Annotated in this window: 17 protein-coding genes; 6 read left to right on the forward strand and 11 right to left on the reverse strand. The window is 45.9% G+C overall.

What is annotated here, in order from left to right; translation table 11 throughout:
• Positions 1-38: 38 nt before the first annotated feature.
• From holA to ICE93_RS00705, 5 genes are all read right to left on the reverse strand, one after another.
• Positions 39-1,100 (reverse strand): DNA polymerase III subunit delta, encoded by a 1,062-nt coding sequence (holA, locus tag ICE93_RS00685; protein WP_216184480.1) that lies wholly within the window; start codon positions 1,098-1,100, stop codon positions 39-41.
• Between the two features lie 16 nt (positions 1,101-1,116).
• The gene (gene lptE, locus ICE93_RS00690; RefSeq protein WP_216184483.1) at positions 1,117-1,644 is read right to left on the reverse strand and encodes an LPS assembly lipoprotein LptE; all 528 of its coding nucleotides are present in this window, start codon (positions 1,642-1,644) and stop codon (positions 1,117-1,119) included.
• A gap of 15 nt (positions 1,645-1,659) precedes the next feature.
• On the reverse strand, positions 1,660-4,332 hold the full coding sequence (leuS, locus tag ICE93_RS00695) for a leucine--tRNA ligase (RefSeq protein ID WP_216184486.1): 2,673 nt from the start codon (positions 4,330-4,332) through the stop codon (positions 1,660-1,662).
• A 42-nt stretch (positions 4,333-4,374) separates the two neighbouring features.
• A complete protein-coding gene (dapB, locus tag ICE93_RS00700) occupies positions 4,375-5,175 on the reverse strand; it encodes a 4-hydroxy-tetrahydrodipicolinate reductase (RefSeq protein WP_216188180.1) in 801 nt (266 codons plus the stop codon).
• Between the two features lie 72 nt (positions 5,176-5,247).
• Entirely contained in the window at positions 5,248-5,886 is a 639-nt protein-coding gene (locus ICE93_RS00705) for an outer membrane protein assembly factor BamE (RefSeq protein WP_370624578.1), read from the reverse strand.
• A gap of 139 nt (positions 5,887-6,025) precedes the next feature.
• On the opposite strand from ICE93_RS00705, the gene fur reads away from it, so the two are divergent.
• Entirely contained in the window at positions 6,026-6,469 is a 444-nt protein-coding gene (gene fur, locus ICE93_RS00710) for a ferric iron uptake transcriptional regulator (RefSeq protein WP_216188182.1), read from the forward strand.
• 121 nt (positions 6,470-6,590) lie between these two features.
• On the opposite strand, the gene gap is transcribed toward fur, so the two are convergent.
• On the reverse strand, positions 6,591-7,619 hold the full coding sequence (gene gap, locus ICE93_RS00715) for a type I glyceraldehyde-3-phosphate dehydrogenase (RefSeq protein WP_216184492.1): 1,029 nt from the start codon (positions 7,617-7,619) through the stop codon (positions 6,591-6,593).
• A gap of 41 nt (positions 7,620-7,660) precedes the next feature.
• Positions 7,661-9,652 carry a transketolase gene (gene tkt, locus ICE93_RS00720; RefSeq protein ID WP_216184495.1) on the reverse strand — a complete coding sequence of 664 codons (1,992 nt, stop codon included), beginning with the start codon at positions 9,650-9,652 and terminating at the stop codon, positions 7,661-7,663.
• Between the two features lie 44 nt (positions 9,653-9,696).
• Between tkt and ICE93_RS00725 the strand changes: the two genes are divergently transcribed.
• Positions 9,697-10,458, forward strand: coding sequence for a 16S rRNA (uracil(1498)-N(3))-methyltransferase (locus tag ICE93_RS00725; protein WP_216184498.1), 762 nt, complete (start codon positions 9,697-9,699; stop codon positions 10,456-10,458).
• 34 nt (positions 10,459-10,492) lie between these two features.
• Here ICE93_RS00725 and ICE93_RS00730 read toward each other — a convergent pair whose 3' ends face one another.
• Positions 10,493-11,113: a barstar family protein gene (locus ICE93_RS00730; protein ID WP_216184501.1), complete on the reverse strand. Its 621-nt coding sequence runs from the start codon at positions 11,111-11,113 to the stop codon at positions 10,493-10,495.
• Between the two features lie 127 nt (positions 11,114-11,240).
• Entirely contained in the window at positions 11,241-13,562 is a 2,322-nt protein-coding gene (locus ICE93_RS00735) for an NADP-dependent malic enzyme (RefSeq protein ID WP_216184504.1), read from the reverse strand.
• A gap of 106 nt (positions 13,563-13,668) precedes the next feature.
• Between ICE93_RS00735 and thiL the strand changes: the two genes are divergently transcribed.
• From thiL to ICE93_RS00750, 3 genes are read left to right on the forward strand one after another with little or no spacing between them, the layout of a single operon-like run.
• Positions 13,669-14,694 (forward strand): thiamine-phosphate kinase, encoded by a 1,026-nt coding sequence (gene thiL / locus ICE93_RS00740; RefSeq protein WP_216184507.1) that lies wholly within the window; start codon positions 13,669-13,671, stop codon positions 14,692-14,694.
• Positions 14,691-15,251, forward strand: a complete 561-nt coding sequence (locus ICE93_RS00745) for a phosphatidylglycerophosphatase A (protein WP_216184510.1) — start codon at positions 14,691-14,693, stop codon at positions 15,249-15,251. The genes thiL and ICE93_RS00745 overlap by 4 nt, the downstream gene beginning before the upstream one ends.
• 9 nt (positions 15,252-15,260) lie before the next feature.
• A complete protein-coding gene (locus ICE93_RS00750) occupies positions 15,261-15,740 on the forward strand; it encodes a CinA family protein (protein ID WP_216184513.1) in 480 nt (159 codons plus the stop codon).
• Between the two features lie 16 nt (positions 15,741-15,756).
• On the opposite strand, the gene corA is transcribed toward ICE93_RS00750, so the two are convergent.
• Complete coding sequence (corA, locus tag ICE93_RS00755) at positions 15,757-16,722, reverse strand: magnesium/cobalt transporter CorA (protein ID WP_216184515.1); 966 nt, start codon at positions 16,720-16,722, stop codon at positions 15,757-15,759.
• Between the two features lie 73 nt (positions 16,723-16,795).
• On the opposite strand from corA, the gene pyrF reads away from it, so the two are divergent.
• Positions 16,796-17,641: an orotidine-5'-phosphate decarboxylase gene (gene pyrF / locus ICE93_RS00760; RefSeq protein WP_216184517.1), complete on the forward strand. Its 846-nt coding sequence runs from the start codon at positions 16,796-16,798 to the stop codon at positions 17,639-17,641.
• A gap of 21 nt (positions 17,642-17,662) precedes the next feature.
• On the opposite strand, the gene mtgA is transcribed toward pyrF, so the two are convergent.
• Positions 17,663-18,406 carry a monofunctional biosynthetic peptidoglycan transglycosylase gene (gene mtgA / locus ICE93_RS00765; protein WP_216184520.1) on the reverse strand — a complete coding sequence of 248 codons (744 nt, stop codon included), beginning with the start codon at positions 18,404-18,406 and terminating at the stop codon, positions 17,663-17,665.
• Between the last annotated feature and the right edge of the window lie 6 nt (positions 18,407-18,412).

Here is an 18,412-nt window from a genome sequence, read left to right on the forward strand (position 1 = left end):
TTCTTTAAATTTACTTTTATATTTGATGTCTTTACTTCTTAACGCAATAAATTGCCAACTAAACGCAGACCATCCCAGGGATCTGCAGGCAACTCTGCTGCGTGCAGACCTTTTACCTGGCGATCCAATCCTGCAGCCACTTGCATTGCTCTGCGGAGTTTGAGCGGTTGAACTCTTCTCAATGCCGCTGGATATAAACGCTCTTTATTTCCCCAAATTCGATTGGCACGCATGAGGTTTTGCACAGACTCCCCAGCATCACTCGCCGCCTTTAGTTTAGATAGTATCCGAAGCTCTTCAGTTACGCTCCACAGAATCAATACTAGCGGCTCACCCTCGCCTTTGAGGCCATCCAACATACGATTCAGTCTTGCCAAATCCCCTGCAAGCATGGCTTCGGTTAACTCAAAAACGTTGTAGCGCGCCACCTTCAGAATCGAAGAGCGAATCTGCTCCTCGCTGAGTTTTCCAGCAGGATAGAGTAGGCCTAATTTCAGGATCTCTTGGTGGGCAGCAATTAGGTTGCCCTCAACTTGATCAGCTATAAATTCGAGTGCGCGCTGACCTTCAGGTCCAGCTTCTACTTCTTGATCTTGACGCTTGAGGCGTCCCGAAATCCAATGGGGCAAATGGCTGCGATCCAATGAATCAATCTGAATCGCCATACCCGCATCATCAAGCGCACTAAACCAAGCGGAAGTCTTGGTCTTGCCATCCAAACGAGGCAAAACAATACAAACTACGGTATCTGGACCATCTGAGCCATTTGACTGCGCAGCGATTTGAGCGGCAAATTGCTTTAAAGCATCTGCTCCATCACGTCCAGGCTTACCAGTCGGAATTCGCAACTCTACCCAGCGTTTATCTCCAAACAAAGACATTGTCTGGCCAGCGCTCAGTAAAGCACTCCAATCAAATCCACGCTCCTGCAGCAAAACTTCACGCTCTGTAAAGCTTTGTTTCTTCGCAGCAGATCTTAATTGATCCATCGCCTCCATCATTAATAGAGGTTCATCGCCACTAAAAATATAGAGTGGCAACATGGGTCCGCCCGAACTCAGAGATTTGAGGTGTGCTTGCAGGGCATCAACTTTAACCATGCGAGTTTGGTCCGCTTTAAAACACTCTGGATTGCGGTGATTTGGCGGCGGCAGATACGCGTCGCAGGATCTGAATAGCCAAGTCACGACGCATCAGCCCCAGGAACTGCTGGATTTGAACATCTGTCGCCAAGACCGTTGTAACGCTAAAGTCCATATCACGAGTCATATAAATCTCTGCCTCAGGAACTATCTCAGCACCCGCCAAATCAAAAGCCCTAAAGCCTACCCGAATATTGAGGCGATAAGCTGAAATCTGACCGCTGGAGTTATAGGCCAAGATCTCACGACCGTTAACATCATTAGTAATTTCTAAGATCAGATCCGCATCTTTAGGATTGATCGCTACCTTTGCATCGGTGCCCGTCAAAATTGCTGTCTGCAAATCAGCCCTCAAAGGAGGCGATGGATTGCCGGTAATCGCAATAACCTTGAAGGGCAAATCCACCATACCGCGCAAGCGATAGCCGCATGCGATCAACCCCATTACCGGAGCAGTGGCTATTAAGCCTAACATTGCGCGACGAAGAGAATTTACGCTCATGTTTATATTTTCTATTTAAGCAACTATGTTGACTAAGCGACCAGGCACCACAACCACCTTCTTCGGTGTGCCGCCATTTAAAGCTTTTTGTGCGGGCTCACTTTGCAATGCCATTGCTTCGATTTGCTCTTTGCTTGCATCTGCCGGCACTTTAATGTCGCCACGCAATTTGCCATTAATTTGCAACATTAATGTCATTTCAGTCTGAACCAATGCTGCCTCATCTACAGCAGGCCATGGGGCATCAAGTAGAGGGCCCAATGTTTTGGCATAGCCAACTTCTTTCCATAAGACATGAGTCAAATGCGGAACTACTGGATACAGAATACGCAATAAGATACTTAAACATTCACGCAAGACTGGTGCGCTGATTGCAGTATTTTGATCAAGCTTAATAGGCTCAAGAATATTGAGCATTTTCATTGCTGCAGAAACAACTGTGTTGTACTGACGGCGCTGATAGTCAAAGTTAGCTTGCCTCAAGATGGTATGCACTTCGCGACGCAATTCTTTTTCAGCATCATTTAAGTTACTTGGCAGCGTATCAGATACATCACGCAAAGCACTCGTCTGGCTGCTGGAATACATCCATACACGGCGCAAGAAACGAGAGGCACCATCCACCCCAGCGCCCGACCACTCTAACTGCTGCTCAGGAGGGGCCGCAAACATCACAAACAACCGAGCTGTATCTGCGCCATACTCATCAATTAAGGCTTGCGGATCAACACCATTGTTCTTACTCTTTGACATCTTTTCAACGCCACCAACTACTACTGGGGTATTTGAAGTATCACCAATTAACTTGGCGCCTCTAGGACGACCTTTTTCATCGAGATCTAATTCCACATCCAATGGGTTGAGCCAAGTCTTCTTACCCGATGTATCTTCGGAGTAATAAGTCTCATTAAGCACCATGCCTTGTGTTAAAAGATTCTGGAATGGCTCATCAAAGGTAATAAGGTTGAGATCACGCATGACCTTAGTCCAGAAACGCGCATAAAGTAGATGCAAAATCGCATGCTCAATGCCACCAATATACTGATCCATTGGCATCCAATATTCATTACGCTCATCCACCATGGTCTTCGCATTCGGACCCGTGTAGCGCATGAAATACCAAGAAGAATCGACAAAGGTATCCATAGTGTCGGTTTCACGGCGTGCAGGCTTGCCGCACTTCGGACACTTTACATTCAAAAAGTCAGCGCGTTTATTGAGTGGATTACCGCTACCATCTGGCACGCAATCTTCAGGCAACACCACTGGTAAATCGGCTTCAGGCACCGGCACTGCGCCACAACCAGGATTGCTTTCATCGCCACAATGAATAATTGGAATCGGTGTACCCCAGTAACGTTGGCGGGAAATACCCCAATCGCGCAAGCGATAGGTCGTCTTGATTTCGCCAATGCCGAGCTTTTCTAATTCTTTAGCAACAGCACCCACTGCCTCATCGTGAGATAAGCCATCAAACTGAGCGCTGTTGAAGCAAACAACGCCTTCCTTTTGGGCATACCAATCTTCCCAACGAGTGGCGTTGAACATGGGTGATTCTTCTTTGAGCGCAATGACTTGCTTAATCGGCAACTTATACTTCAGCGCAAATGCAAAATCTCGTTCATCATGTGCGGGCACACCCATAACTGCGCCGTCACCATAAGACATCAGAACGTAGTTGCTAACCCAGACAGGCACTGGCTCATGCGTCAAAGGATGTGTGACATACAGACCAGTAAACATTCCTTCTTTTTCTTGGGTAGCTAAGTCTGCCTCGATCACGCTTCCGGTTTTGCATTTCTCAATAAATGCAGCAAGTGCTGGATTATTGGCGGCCGCTTTAGTGGCCAGAGGATGTTCTGCTGCAACTGCGCAGAAAGTAACGCCCATGATGGTGTCTGCACGGGTAGTGAATACATACAACAGACCATCCTGAGTGAAGTTGCCATGGTCGTCAGCGATTTCGTGCTTAAACGCAAAGCGCACACCACGACTCTTGCCAATCCAGTTTTGCTGCATGGTCTTCACACGCTCTGGCCAACCCAAGCCTTCTAAGCCAGAGAGCAATGGTTCAGCATATGCAGTGATATTGAAGTAATAACCCGGAATCTCACGCTTTTCTACCAGAGCTCCGGAGCGCCAACCACGACCATCAATCACTTGTTCGTTCGCTAAAACAGTTTGATCGATTGGATCCCAATTCACTACCTGAGTTTTACGGTAGGCAATACCTTTTTCCAGCATCTTCAAAAAGAGCCACTGGTTCCAACGATAGTAATCAGGACTACAAGTTGCTACTTCGCGCGACCAGTCAATAGCTAAACCCATCGCAGCCATTTGCTTTTTCATATAAGCAATGTTGTCGTAGGTCCATTTTGCTGGAGGTACTTTATTCTGAATCGCCGCATTTTCAGCAGGCATACCAAAAGCATCCCAACCCATTGGCATGAGGACGTTGTAGCCTTGCATGCGAAGCTGACGTGCCATTACATCATTAATGGTGTAGTTGCGTACATGCCCCATGTGGAGCTTGCCAGATGGATAAGGCAACATAGAGCAAGCGTAGTACTTTGGCTTTTGTTTGCCTTGTGCATCAACTACCTTCTCTGTTACTTGATAGACTTGCGCACTTTCCCAATCAGCTTGCGCTGCGGCTTCAATACTGCGGTAGTCATAATCCTTACTCATTCTGCGACAACTCTTTTCTTCTATCTTGAATTGATTAACCAATTATTTACGCAAGCCAAGAACGTCTTGCATATCGAATAAACCGCTGGTTTGGTCTTGCAAAAAACGGGCAGCTCGCAATGATCCCTGTGCGTAAGACTGACGGCTCGAAGACTTATGACTGATTTCAATACGCTCACCATCACCAGCAAATAACACGGTATGGTCACCTACGATATCGCCGCCACGAATGGTTGCAAAACCAATCGTACCCTCTTTGCGTTCGCCGGTATGACCTTCACGCGCATAGACTGCAACGTCATCTAATTTCTCGCCCAACGCATCCGCGATCACTTCACCCATCTTGAGTGCTGTACCAGAAGGTGCATCTACTTTGTGTTTATGATGCGCTTCAATAATATCAATGTCATAACCCTGATTGAGCATCTTGGCCGCGATCTCGAGGAGCTTAAACGTGGCATTAACACCCACACTCATATTTGGAGCAAACACAATTGCTAATTTAGACGAAGCTTTTTTCAAGTTCGCAATTTGGTCGGCAGTGAGACCGGTAGTGCCAATAATCATTTTGGTGCCGGTCTTTTCGGCAACTGCCAAATGAGCCATGGTGCCTTCCGGCCTTGTGAAGTCGATCAAGAATTGCGCGTCGGCTAACACCTGAGCAACATCAGAAGAGATCAGTACACCAGTCTTTTTACCTAAGAATGCGCCAGCATCTTCGCCCAGCTGTGGGCATGAAGCATGTTCAAGAGCACCAACTAATTGTGCGTCTGCTGTATTGAGGACAGCCTCAATCAACATCTTTCCCATACGACCTGTTGCGCCTGCAATTGCAATCTTCATCATGTGTTTCTTCGCTTCTTATTCAAGTGAGCCAAAAAGGTAGTCTTGGCATCAGTAAAAAAGTGGTATTTATTATTTAGAATCCGCTGCCTTTGGCACATCATTTAAAGTGCCTGGCCCCAACTGCAGAGACTGCGCTGCCGAATCATTCTTTGAGGAACCAAAGAAGTCCCAGAATGAACTGCTATTTGGTGCAGGAGGAGTAGCCGCACCAGCAGCTAAATTATCTGTCTTGCTTGGAACCAATAATTCTGGACTCTGCAATGGAGGAGTAACTGGGGGTTTATTGGATCCAGTAATAACATCCCAGAATGAACGCTTTGTTTTGGAGTAGTTGTCAATCTCCGCAACCAACTCAATCTCAGTAGGCAATGCGTCACCCTCAAACTTCACTACTTTGTCACCATCAAAAAATATGGTGACATGACGCTCTTTGCCAATTAGTTGACCAGAACGTTTATATTCAAAAATATAATCCCAGCGATTTGCGTGGAAGTAACTTGCCAACAAAGGTGTGCCTAAAATTTGACGCACCTGTTCGCGACTCATACCAAGCTGTAGCTTTACATACTGCTCGCTAGAAATAAAGTTGCCCTGCACGACATCAGGAACATAAGGTCTAAAAATCTTATTCATCCAAGCGCGCTGAGTTTCATCAACCGCAGAAGTGCAGCCAACCACTCCCATGAGTCCAAATAGAGTGAGGGCCACAACTCCCAGTCGAACAGGGGAATAAACCCCCTTTAAAACTGGGTTCAAAAAGCGGGTAAAAAGTTCAAGGCAATTTTGCATGGCTGGCCGTATCATTAAGACATTGATTTTAGCTCCCAATGCCCTTTATATGACCCAAATCCCTACCCCTGAAAATTTACGTGATATTGGCCTGAAAGCGACTGGGCCAAGGATGAAAATTCTGGATTTTTTCCATCAAAACGGTGGTACCCACTTTAGCGCTGAAGACGTTTTTATGGCCCTAGCAAAAGAGGATAAAGAGATTGGTTTAGCCACTGTATATCGGGTTCTTACCCAATTTGAACAAGCAGGCCTCCTCCTACGTAGCCATTTTGAATCCAGCAAAGGGGATAGCAGAGCCATCTACGAACTGAATGAGGGGCAGCATCACGATCACTTGGTCTGCATTGATTGTGGGCACGTCGAGGAGTTTGTAGACGAAGCAATTGAAAGAAGACAGCGTGATATTGCTAAAAACCTTGGATTTAAGCTCCAGGAACACTCTTTGGCCATGTATGGCCAGTGTCAGAAGAAAAATTGCCGTAATAAACAAGCAAAATAGGCTGTTTTTAGCCCCTAGAAGCAAAAAAGACCTCAAATTGAGGTCTTTTTCACATAATTAAGCTTAAAAAGAAGATTTAAGCGTTTTTTAACAACTTTTAACTACTGTTAGATAGTTTTTATTACTTTACAGCCATTAATGCTTCAGCAGCATTGAGCATTTGAACTGAATAACCCCACTCGTTGTCATACCAAGCCAATACCTTAACCAACTCGCCATCCGCAGAAACGCGAGTTTGGGAGGCATCATAAATACTTGGACGTGGGTCATGATTAAAGTCGATTGAAACTAATGGCAAGGTATTGAAGCCCAAAATACCTTTGAGCTCGCCTTCACTGGCAGCCTTAAGTATCGAGTTCACCTCATCCACGCTAGTAGCGCGACTTGCAGCAAATGTGAGGTCAACTACTGAAACGTTAATTACTGGTACACGCATCGCAAAACCATCAAAGCGACCAGCCAATGCTGGCAGAACCAAGCCCACTGCCTTGGCAGCACCAGTCTTCGTTGGGATCATGCTTGTTACAGCAGAGCGCGCACGACGCATATCCTTGTGATACACGTCAGTCAAGACTTGATCGTTTGTAAATGCATGAATCGTTGTCATCAAGCCAGATTCAATGCCAATCTTTTCTAGGAGTGGCTTCACCAGTGGAGCCAAACAGTTTGTTGTGCAGCTTGCATTCGATACAACTACATCGCTTGGCTTAAGTACGTTTTGGTTTACGCCGTACACAATCGTTGCATCCACATCTTTTTCACCAGGAGCAGAAATCAATACTTTCTTCGCGCCCTGCTCAATATGAATCATCGCTTTTTCTTTAGAGGTGAACTTACCTGTGCACTCTAAAACCAAATCGACGCCCAATTCACCCCAAGGAGTTTCTGCAGGGTTACGTGTACAGAACATCTTGATGCGATCACCATTTACCACCATGCAATCACCATCAACCGAGACTTCAGCTGGGAAGCGACCGTGCGCTGAATCGTATTGAGTCAAGTGAGCATTAATGGCAATATCGCCCATCGCATTAATCGCAACAATCTTGATATCACGGCGTGGTTTACCGTTTACTTGATCTTCATATAAAGCACGCAATACCATGCGGCCGATACGCCCATAACCATTAATTGCGACACGAATTGTCATTTATTTCCCTTTACTAATATTGAATTTATTTCGTATTTGAATTATTTCTTTGCGATGCATTGCTTAACTGTCTTCGCAATTTGATCAGTTGTTAGACCAAAGTGTTCATAGAGTTGTGGCGCAGGCGCTGATTCACCAAAAGTATCAACACCATGTACCGCTGCACAACCATACTTCCACCAGAAATCGCTTACACCTGCTTCAACTGCAATACGTGGAATACCTGCGGGTAAAACTTTTGCCTTGTATGCAGCATCTTGTTGATCAAATACGGTGGTCGAAGGTATCGAAACAACGCGAATGCCTAAACCTTCTCTTTCTAATTGCTGTGCTGTTTGCAAAGCAAGAGCAATTTCAGAACCAGTAGCCATAATCACTGCATCCATCTTGCCAGATGGATCACGCAATACATAACCACCGCGAGAAATCTCTTTGATTTGCGCAGGAGTACGAGACACAAATGGGCAATTCTGACGACTGAAGATTAAGGCGCTAGGGCCATTTTTGCGCTCAATAGCTGAACCCCAGGCTACGGCGCTCTCGGTGGTGTCACAGGGACGCCAAACCATTAGATTTGGAATGAGGCGTAAGCTGGCTACGTGCTCTACAGACTGGTGGGTAGGGCCATCTTCGCCCAGGCCGATTGAGTCATGAGTAAAGACAAAAATGCTGCGTAGCTTCATCAACGCAGCCATACGCAAGGCATTACGGCTGTAATCGGAGAATGTTAAGAAGGTACCGCCAAATGGAATATAGCCGCCATGCAGAGCGATACCATTCATGATGGCGCTCATACCAAATTCGCGCACACCGTAATTGATGTGATTACCCCACTGATCACCACGCACTGGCTTGCATGTAGACCAATTGGTTAAGTTGGAGCCTGTTAAGTCAGCGGAGCCGCCCATAAATTCTGGTAATGCTGGTGCTAAAGCTTCAATCGCATTTTGACTTGCTTTACGAGTAGCAATAGTCTCAGCTTTAGATTGGCAAGTTTTTAAATACGCATTTAAGGTAGATGAAAAGTCTTTTGACAATTCACCTTCCATGCGGCGCTGTAATTCAGAAGCAAGCTCTGGAAATTTATTTTTATATTTCTGGAATTCTTTATTCCACTCATGCTCTGCTGCTTGACCACGCTTTTTAAAATCCCACGCCGCATAAATATCTTTCGGAATTTCAAACGGAGCATAAGGCCAGTTCAAAGCAACGCGAGTAGCTGCAATTTCAGCGGCGCCTAATGGTGAGCCGTGCACTTTATCGCTACCAGCCATATTTGGTGAGCCTTGACCAATTGCAGTCTTACAGCAAATCAGAGTTGGCTTATCACTCGTTTTCGCCTTGGCAATGGCGGCAGAAACCGCTTCTGCATCATGACCATCCACATCGCGAATGACATTCCAGCCATAGGCTTCAAAGCGCTTAGGCGTGTCTTCATTAAACCAAGAAATAACTTTGCCATCAATCGAGATGCCGTTGTCGTCCCACAATGCAATTAACTTATTGAGCTTGAGAGTGCCAGCCAAAGAACAAACTTCGTGGCTGATGCCTTCCATCAAACAACCGTCACCTAAAAATACATAGGTGTAGTGATCAATGATGTTGTGGCCAGGACGATTAAATTCTTCAGCAAGTAATTTCTCAGCCAATGCCATGCCAACCGCATTCGAAATTCCTTGGCCTAATGGTCCAGTAGTTGTTTCTACTCCAGGTGTAATTCCATATTCAGGATGTCCTGGTGTCTTGCTATGCAATTGACGGAAATTTTTCAACTCTTCAATTGGTAAGTCGTATCCAGAAAGATGTAAGAGTGAATACAACAACATGGAACCGTGACCGTTTGATAAAACAAAACGATCTCGATCAATCCAATGTGGATCGGTTGGATTATGTTTTAAATGTTCACTCCAAAGACCTACGGCAATATCCGCCATTCCCATCGGCATACCAGGATGTCCTGAATTTGCCTGCTGAACTGCATCCATAGATAAAGCGCGAATGGCATTGGCCATGCGAATTTGAAGGTTTGACATCGTAAAAGTGGTCTCGAGAAAAATAAATTGGCTATATTTCAGTAATGCCTCAATTTTATCTTCCCGGACCATGGGAATCCCAAAAGCCAATGACCCTCACACCCGAGGTTGCCCACCATTTGCGTGTTCGACGCGTTCAGACCGGGGAATTCTTCCCTGTATTTGATGGAAAAGGCCAGATTGCCAAGGGTGAGCTACTCTCTTTGAGTGGCAAAACAGGTCAAGTTCAGCTAACCGATATCCGCATGGATACCCACCGCGAGACCCCTTACGCCATCACCGTGGCCCAGGGACTGGCTGGTGGCGACAAAATGGACTGGATTGTCGAAAAAGCGGTTGAGACTGGCGCCCAAAATATTGCCCCGATGCAATGTGAGCGCTCCATTCTTAAGCTGACTCGCACAAGCGATGCTGAGCGCGCCCAAAAGCGACTTGCTCACTGGGAGGGAATCATTCAAGCCGCTTGCGAACAATGTGATCGAACTGTCTTTGCTAGCTTAGAACCCATTCAAACCTTTGAAGCTTATTTAAAGGCGACCCCAAAACCACCCCTCAAGCTACTGTTAAGCCCCGATGCAACTAAAAGCATGTATTCAGTGCTGATTGAAAACAAACCCCAGGATATCGTCCTCATGATCGGGCCAGAGGGTGGCCACTCCCCTGAAGAAGAGGCTCAGGCGGAAGCTGCAGGCTATCAATTAGTTTCCTTAGGTGAGCGCGTGCTGAGAACAGAAACGGCTGGTGTGGTCGCTATAACAGTGGTGCATAGCGTGTGGAGCCCAGAAATGCAAAATCGCCTCAAATAGAGGCGATTTATTTAAGTTCTAAGGCTTTTTCCTATTAAGCAAAAGAATAGAAGACGCGATACGGGGTGCGGCGCTCGGCCCAGAAATCAACTGCATCACGGAAAACGTCTAAAAGTGTTTCGCGTGCTTCTTTGTCGAACTTCTGAGTGCAAGGCAAGCCTTCAAGGACAACAACAAAGCCAGGCTGTGGGCCAGACTTATCAACTGTAGTGGTCAAAGCATCCAACAAAGGATCGTAATTTTTTGCCTGCTGCTTCGTAAATGAATAAGCAATCGCAATGGACTCCAAAACCTCACCTTTAGTCATTGCATTGGCACAATTGGCATAAATGAAGTGTTGACCCAATTCTGTTGCCGCCTCCTGCAAATCAGGAGTACGGAAAGCACGAATAGATTGCACAATATTTGGGCGCACACTGCGCAACATAGCCGGCGGTCCGGCATCGCGAACGGCCAAAGCGGCACGCCAAGAAGCTGTCACTTTTTTCCCCGAAACTTGATTTGCTGCATAGGTTTGTAAACGAGATAAACCGCCTTCAGCATAAATATTGGCAGCAGATGATTCGGTTTCAAGTCGATCATTGCTATCCCAACTTTCAGCGCGGCTATGTTCTTCGAAGCTGGCTGTATTGCTGTTTTCAGAGCGATTATTCATGATGGGTGCTAGGTTACCCTTAACACGCCATCAAATCAAGCCCAAATACAGTGCATTTTATGTAACACACTGATTTATATAAAAATAAATTATGTAAGTTATTACTAACTTACATAATTTTAGGGTCTTAAGAAATGCCTCTTGCGTTGCTTGCCGCCTCCACAACCGCCAAAGTTGTCACATTCACAATACGACGAACTGTAGCTGCTGGGGTCAGGATATGGATTGGCTTAGCAACACCTAATAACAATGGGCCAATTGCAATGCCATTACCGGCTGCTGTTTTCAGCAAGTTGTAAGAAATATTTGCCGCATCAATATTTGGCAAAACTAAAAGGTTGGCGTCGCCTTTTAATGGTGATGAGGTTACCGCACCCGCACGAATAGTTTCATCCAAAGCGCTATCGCCATGCATTTCACCATCGACCTCTAGGGTTGGATCTGCTTTCTGAATCATTGCTAATACTTCACGCATTTTGATCGCAGATGGCGCATTGCTTGAACCAAAATTGGAATGGGAAAGAAGTGCCACTTTAGGTACGAGACCTAACTTACGCATTTCACTTGCAGCCATCAAAGTCAACTCAGCTAATTCGCAAGCAGTTGGATCGATGTTGATGTGTGTATCAACCAAAAATACTTGGCGGCCTGGCAAGATCAAACCAGACATTGCACCGTACACATTAGCGCCAGCTTCACGACCAACTACCTCATCCACATACTTAAGATGAGTTGAAGAATTGCCTACGGTCCCACAAATCATGCCATCAGCCATGCCTTTGATAATCATGATGGAGCCGATCAAACTATTGCGGCGACGCATCTCTAATTTAGCAAAAGACTCGGTGACACCCTTACGTTCTGCAAGGCCGAGATAGGTTTGCCAGAAGTCACGGTAGCGCGGATCATTCTCTGGGTTAACAACCTCAAAGTCATCACCCGCCTTCATACGAAGACCGAACTTCACAATGCGATGCTCAATCACGGCTGGGCGACCAATCAGAATTGGCGTTGCCAAATGCTCATCAATAATGATTTGTACTGCACGCAATACGCGCTCATCTTCACCTTCAGCAAATACAATACGTTTTTGATTTGCAGGCACACGTTTAGCAATGCTAAAGAGTGGCTTCATCAAAGTACCAGAGTGGTACACAAATTGTTGCAACTGATTGCGGTATGCGTCGAAATCTTTAATCGGGCGTGATGCAACACCATCATCCATTGCAGCTTTAGCAACTGCTGGAGCAATCACAGTGATCAAACGCGGATCAAATGGTTTTGGAATTAAATACTCCGGACCAAAGGAAAGGTTTTCAATGCCGTAAACCGACGCCACTACCTCACTCTGCTCAGCTTGAGCCAACTCTGCCACAGCCTTAACTGCTGCGACTTCCATGCCACGAGTGATAGTCGTTGCACCTACATCCAATGCACCACGGAAGATGAATGGAAAACACAATACGTTATTAACTTGGTTTGGATAATCAGTGCGTCCGGTTGCCATCACTGCATCTGGACGTACTGCTTTCACTTCCTCAGGCAAGATTTCTGGGGTTGGATTTGCCAACGCATAAACCAATGGCTTGGGCGCCATCTTCTTAACCATATCTTGCTTAAGAACGCCACCAGCAGAGAGACCCAAGAAAATATCAGCACCTTCAATTGCTTGATCGAGAGTACGTAAATCTGTGTCTTGGCAGAATGGTTCCTTCTCTGGATCCATCAACTCTTTACGACCTTTGTAAGCAACACCAGCCAAGTCTGTTACCCAAATATTTTTGCGCTGAATGCCAAGATCAACCAATAGATCTAAACAAGCCAATGCAGCTGCACCCGCCCCAGAAGTGACGAGCTTTACGTCTTCTACCTTCTTGCCAACGACCTTCAAACCATTAAGGATAGCGGCTGCGACCACAATCGCAGTACCGTGCTGGTCATCATGGAAGACTGGAATCTTCATGCGCGCTTGTAACTTGCGCTCAACCACAAAACAATCTGGCGCTTTAATATCCTCTAAATTAATACCGCCAAATGTTGGCTCTAATGCCGCAATAATTTCTACTAACTTATCTGGATCGTTTTCATTCACTTCGATATCGAAAACATCAATACCAGCAAATTTCTTAAAAAGAACTGCCTTACCTTCCATCACTGGCTTACTTGCCAATGGCCCAATATTTCCCAAACCTAAAACGGCAGTGCCGTTCGTAATGACGCCAACTAAATTTCCTTTTGCGGTGTACTTAAAAGCATTGGCAGGATCTTTAACAATTTCTTCACAAGGGGCTGCAACACCAGGCGTGTAAGCGAGCGCTAAATCTCGTTGATTGGTTAATTGTTTGGTTGGGGCAATTTCAATTTTGCCCGGAGTAGGAAACTCATGGTATTGGAGGGCTGCAGCTCTTAAGGCTGCAATTTGTTGCTCTTTATTGTTTTCTTTACTCATTCACTGGCTCGCTAAATTTCGTCTTATCTCTATTGAATCTAAGACTGTTAAGAGCTTAATTCTATTCCTCTCGGGCGTTCGCCACATAACCACCATAAAATGAGACATGTCTTCTCATTCCAAACCCTTTGGGGAATTTGACCTGATCGAACGTTTTTTTAAAACGGCTGCTAATTCTTTGCGGACCAATGCAGATCAGGCTATTTCCCTGGGAATTGGTGATGATTGCGCCCTAATCAAACCTAGGGCAGATGAGGAAGTCGCCATTACCAGTGACATGCTGGTTGAGAGCAGGCATTTTTTTGCAGGCGCAAATCCCGACTTATTAGGCCGTAAAGCCCTAGCAGTCAACCTTTCTGACTTAGCCGCCATGGGTGCAAGACCCCTCGGATTTACGCTGGCAATTGCCCTACCAACAGTAGACGACACATGGTTAGAGGCATTCTCTAAAGGCCTTTTTGCCATGGCGAATGAGTACTCATGCCCCCTCATAGGAGGCGACACCACAGCTGGACCATTGACGATTTCAATCACTGCTTTTGGCGCCCTACCTATACGAGAAGCCATTCGTAGATCAGGGGCAAAACCGGGTGACGATATCTGGGTTTCTGGAACCGTTGGAGATGCCAGGCTTTCTCTTGCTGCACTGCGTCATGAAATAACGCTATCTGTCGAAGATTTACAACAGATAGAACACCGTATGCACAACCCCACCCCCAGAATTGCATTGGGTATGAAACTCAGAAATATTGCGAGTGCCGCCTTAGATGTATCCGATGGCCTTCTTGGCGACTTACGTCATATTTTGAGACAGTCACAAGTCGACGCTGAAATTCAATTGGACAAGCTACCAAAATCTGACACATTGCAAAAACAAGATGTACAAATTCAAAATCAATTTGCAGCCTGCGGTGGAGATGACTATGAAATTTGCTTTACTGCCCCAGCAAGTCAACGTAACAATATCCAAGCGATTAGCAAATCGATCGGATTACCTCTCACTATGATTGGTAAAACTGTTCCGAAAAGGAATGTTGCAGTAAAAGTGCATTTACTCAATGAGTCTGGCATACCCTTAAGTGATGCAGAAGCTGCACCGCTTTTAAAATCATTTGATCACTTTGCATCATGACAAATCTTCAGCATTCTGTAGAAGTAAAGCCAACTTTTAAGTGGGTATTTCAAACTGCTAGCCGAACCATTGCATTTGGCTTTGGCAGCGGCCTCAGCCCCGCAGCACCAGGGACTGCCGGCACTCTCTGGGCCTGGGCGGCTTTTCTGGTTGGCGAATATTTTCTCAGCACTGAAGATTTTCTCTGGATTATTGGTGGTGGCATATTGCTTGGCTGCTGGATCTGCGGTCAGGTCAGCGAAGAGCTTGGCAAAAAAGATTTTGGTGGAATTGTTTGGGATGAAATTGTTGCTTTTTGGTTAGTTCTGATCTTCATCATGCCAACCAGTATTTGGATGCAAGCATTTGCATTTGCACTATTCCGTTATTTTGATGCAATGAAACCTGGCCCCATTGGAATAATTGACCGCCACTTTAAAAATACGATAACCGATCACTCCAAGCGATCTTCTCTATTGCAAATTATTTGGCGCGGTTTTGGAATTGTGATTGATGATCTTGCAGCTGCTTTTTGCACACTTCTCATAATTGCCTTATTGCAGTTTCTAATTAAATAACGAACATTAATGAATACAGCGGACCTCACTAAAAAATTGGCTGAGATTTTGCTTTCCAGAAATTGGACGGTATCACTCGCTGAGTCTTGTACTGGGGGCCTGGTTTGCGCCGCCTTAACTGAGCTATCAGGATCAAGCAAATGGTTTGAACGTGGCTACATTACCTATAGCAACGAAGCTAAAACTGAATGCCTTGGGGTGCCAGCAGAGATCATCGAGGCTCATGGGGCAGTCAGCGAGGCCGTAGCCAAGGCCATGGCCCAGGGCGCCAGGATCAATTCAGGAAGCAATGTGGCCATTTCAATTACCGGGGTAGCAGGACCATCTGGCGGCACATCCGAAAAACCGGTTGGCACTGTTTGGTTTGGCTGGGCAACCGCAAATCGAACACTAACCAAAACTATGCACTTTAACGGCGATCGTCAAAAGGTAAGAGAGCAAGCAACCGAGTTTGCACTTGCTGAGTTAATTGCCTTACTTAGAAGTTAAAACTACAAGCAGTTCATTACTTCATCCAGCCTTTACTGTGGAAGTACCAAAGTGGGATGATTGCCGAGATTAACATTGCAGCAATCGCCATTGGATAGCCCCAAATTGCATCCAATTCTGGCATATGTTTGTAGTTCATACCCCAGATACTGGCAAGTAAAGTTGGCGGCATCAAAGCTACGGATACCACCGAGAAGATCTTGATAATTTTGGATTGGTTCAAATTAATGAAACCGACAGTCGCATCCATTAAGAAGTTAATCTTATCGAATAAGAAGGCAGTATGGTTCTCAAGCGAATCAATATCGCGCAAAATTTGACGCGCTTCCTCTTGCTGCTCATCAGAGAGCAACTTGCTGCGCATCAGAAAAGATAAGGCTCTGCGGGTATCCATCACATTACGACGAATACGTCCGTTGGTATCTTCCTCTTTTGCAATTGTCTCGAGAACTTGCTCTGCATCCGCATCATTAATGTCATCTTGCAAGACTCTCTTACCTGCTTGTTCAAGGTTTTCATAAACCTCTTCCAAAGCATCCGCAGAGTACTCAGCATCGGTTGAGTACAAATCTAGCAATACGTCTTTTGCATTGCTTACTGATCCTGGACGCAAACGCGCACGCAAGCGAACCAAACGGAACACTGGCAAGTCTTCATCATGAATCGAGAACAACACTTGTTTGGTGAGAACGAAAGCGACTCGAACGTTACGAGAAGTTTCTTCTTCATCCAATAAGAAATCAGTACGAATATGGAGGTGACCATCATCTGCTTCAAAATAACGCGCAGAAGCTTCCAAGTCACCCAAGTCATCCAACTCAGGCAAGAGTACGCCAAACGCCTCTTTAATCCAGATTAATTCCTCTTCTTCTGGATCAACCACGTCAATCCAGATAGGATTGGCATATTGCAACAATTCATTGCGATCTTCGACTTGCTCTTGAGAGAGGCGGCCATTTTGCAGGACGAACAAGTTGATCATGGTGAACTCCTAAGGAATGTGCGCTAGTTTATCCTATAGAACATGACAGTTTCACTAAAATAAGCCAAATCCAATGAACTCTCGCTCAAATACCTTTAACCAGCAACTCCAGTCCGTATGGGCTTCCCAAGGCAGCATGCTGTGCGTTGGTTTTGACCCAGATCCAAAGCGCTTACCCCCATCCCTGCAAGGGAAACCAGAGGGTATCTATGAGTTCTGTCGCGAAATCGCTGATGCGACTGCGGATTTAGTCTGCGCCTTCAAACCCCAGTTTGCCTACTTTGCCTCACAAAGAGCCGAAGCTCAACTAGAAAAACTGATTCAGCATCTCAAAGATAAATACCCCCATATCCCCGTGATTCTTGATTCCAAACGTGGGGATATTGGCAGCACTGCGGACCACTATGCTCTGGAAGCCTTTGATCGCTATGGTGCAGATGCGGTAACCGTGAATCCCTATATGGGCTTTGACACAATTGAGCCTTACCTCAAACATCCAGGCAAAGGCGTGATTGTCTTGTGTCGCACATCAAATCCAGGTGGATCTGATTTGCAGTTTCTGAACGTAGCCCCGAATGGTGAGCCACTTTATCTTCACGTAGCTAAACTCGCTGCGCAGGAATGGAACCAGTCCGGTCAGATTAGCCTGGTTGTTGGAGCAACCTTCCCAGAAGAAATCGCCAAAGTACGAGCCATCGTTGGTGAGATGCCTTTGCTAATTCCGGGCATTGGCGCTCAAGGTGGTGATATTAACGCCACCGTCAGTGCAGGAAAAATCGCAGGTAAGCCGGGGACTGGGATGATCATTAACTCTTCCAGAGCTATTCTGTACGCTAGCTCCGGAAGTGATTTTGCAGAAGCCGCCAGAGCGGTTGCCCTAAGCACACGTGATGCTCTCAGAGCTGCAACAAATAAATAACTAAGAAATTACTGAACGCGCTTACTTTTTTGGGTAAGGCGCTAATGCAACCCGATCCATACCTTCCAAGATAAATTCTTGGCGAGCTAAATAATTAATACTTCCACGGCGGCAATACTGTTGCTTATCAAAACACTTGGGCGCAGGTAACGCTGAAGCCAGTGCAGCAGCCTGATTTCGGTCAAGTGCCGCTGGACTTGTAGCGTAATAGTGCTGGGATGCAGCACCAACTCCAAAAATACCTTCGCCCCACTCCACAGAATTGAGGTAAATCTCATACATCCTCTGTTTTGATAAGGTCAACTCCAAAAGCCCGGTGATGATGAGCTCTTGCCCTTTACGCAAATAGTTTTGCTCAGAGGAGAGGAAGAGATTCTTTGCTAACTGCTGCGTAATAGTTGAACCACCTCGCAAAGCTGTTTTTGATTTATTGCCTGCTTGAGTTTTTTGCTGATTTTGCTGTTGATTCTTCTGCCAAGCTTTTTGCATATCCTCTACCCGCACACCACTATGCTGAAAAAAGATATCGTCTTCACTGACCAGAACTGCGCGCTTGAGATTATTAGAGATTTTGTCATAAGGAACCCATCGAGATTGCACGGAGCAACTCCAACGCCATGAGCACAGACGCCAACGCTCAGCTCTCTGAAAAGCAGTACTGCTAGGATCTAGACCAACCCATAAAGCAATCTGTAAGGCAAAGAAGATTTGCATCGCCACAAATCCTGCTAGCAAACATTTCACTGGATAGAGAAGCCAGCGCATCAGAAC

It is taken from the genome of Polynucleobacter sp. MWH-HuK1 (assembly GCF_018881815.1).
Classification (GTDB): domain Bacteria; phylum Pseudomonadota; class Gammaproteobacteria; order Burkholderiales; family Burkholderiaceae; genus Polynucleobacter.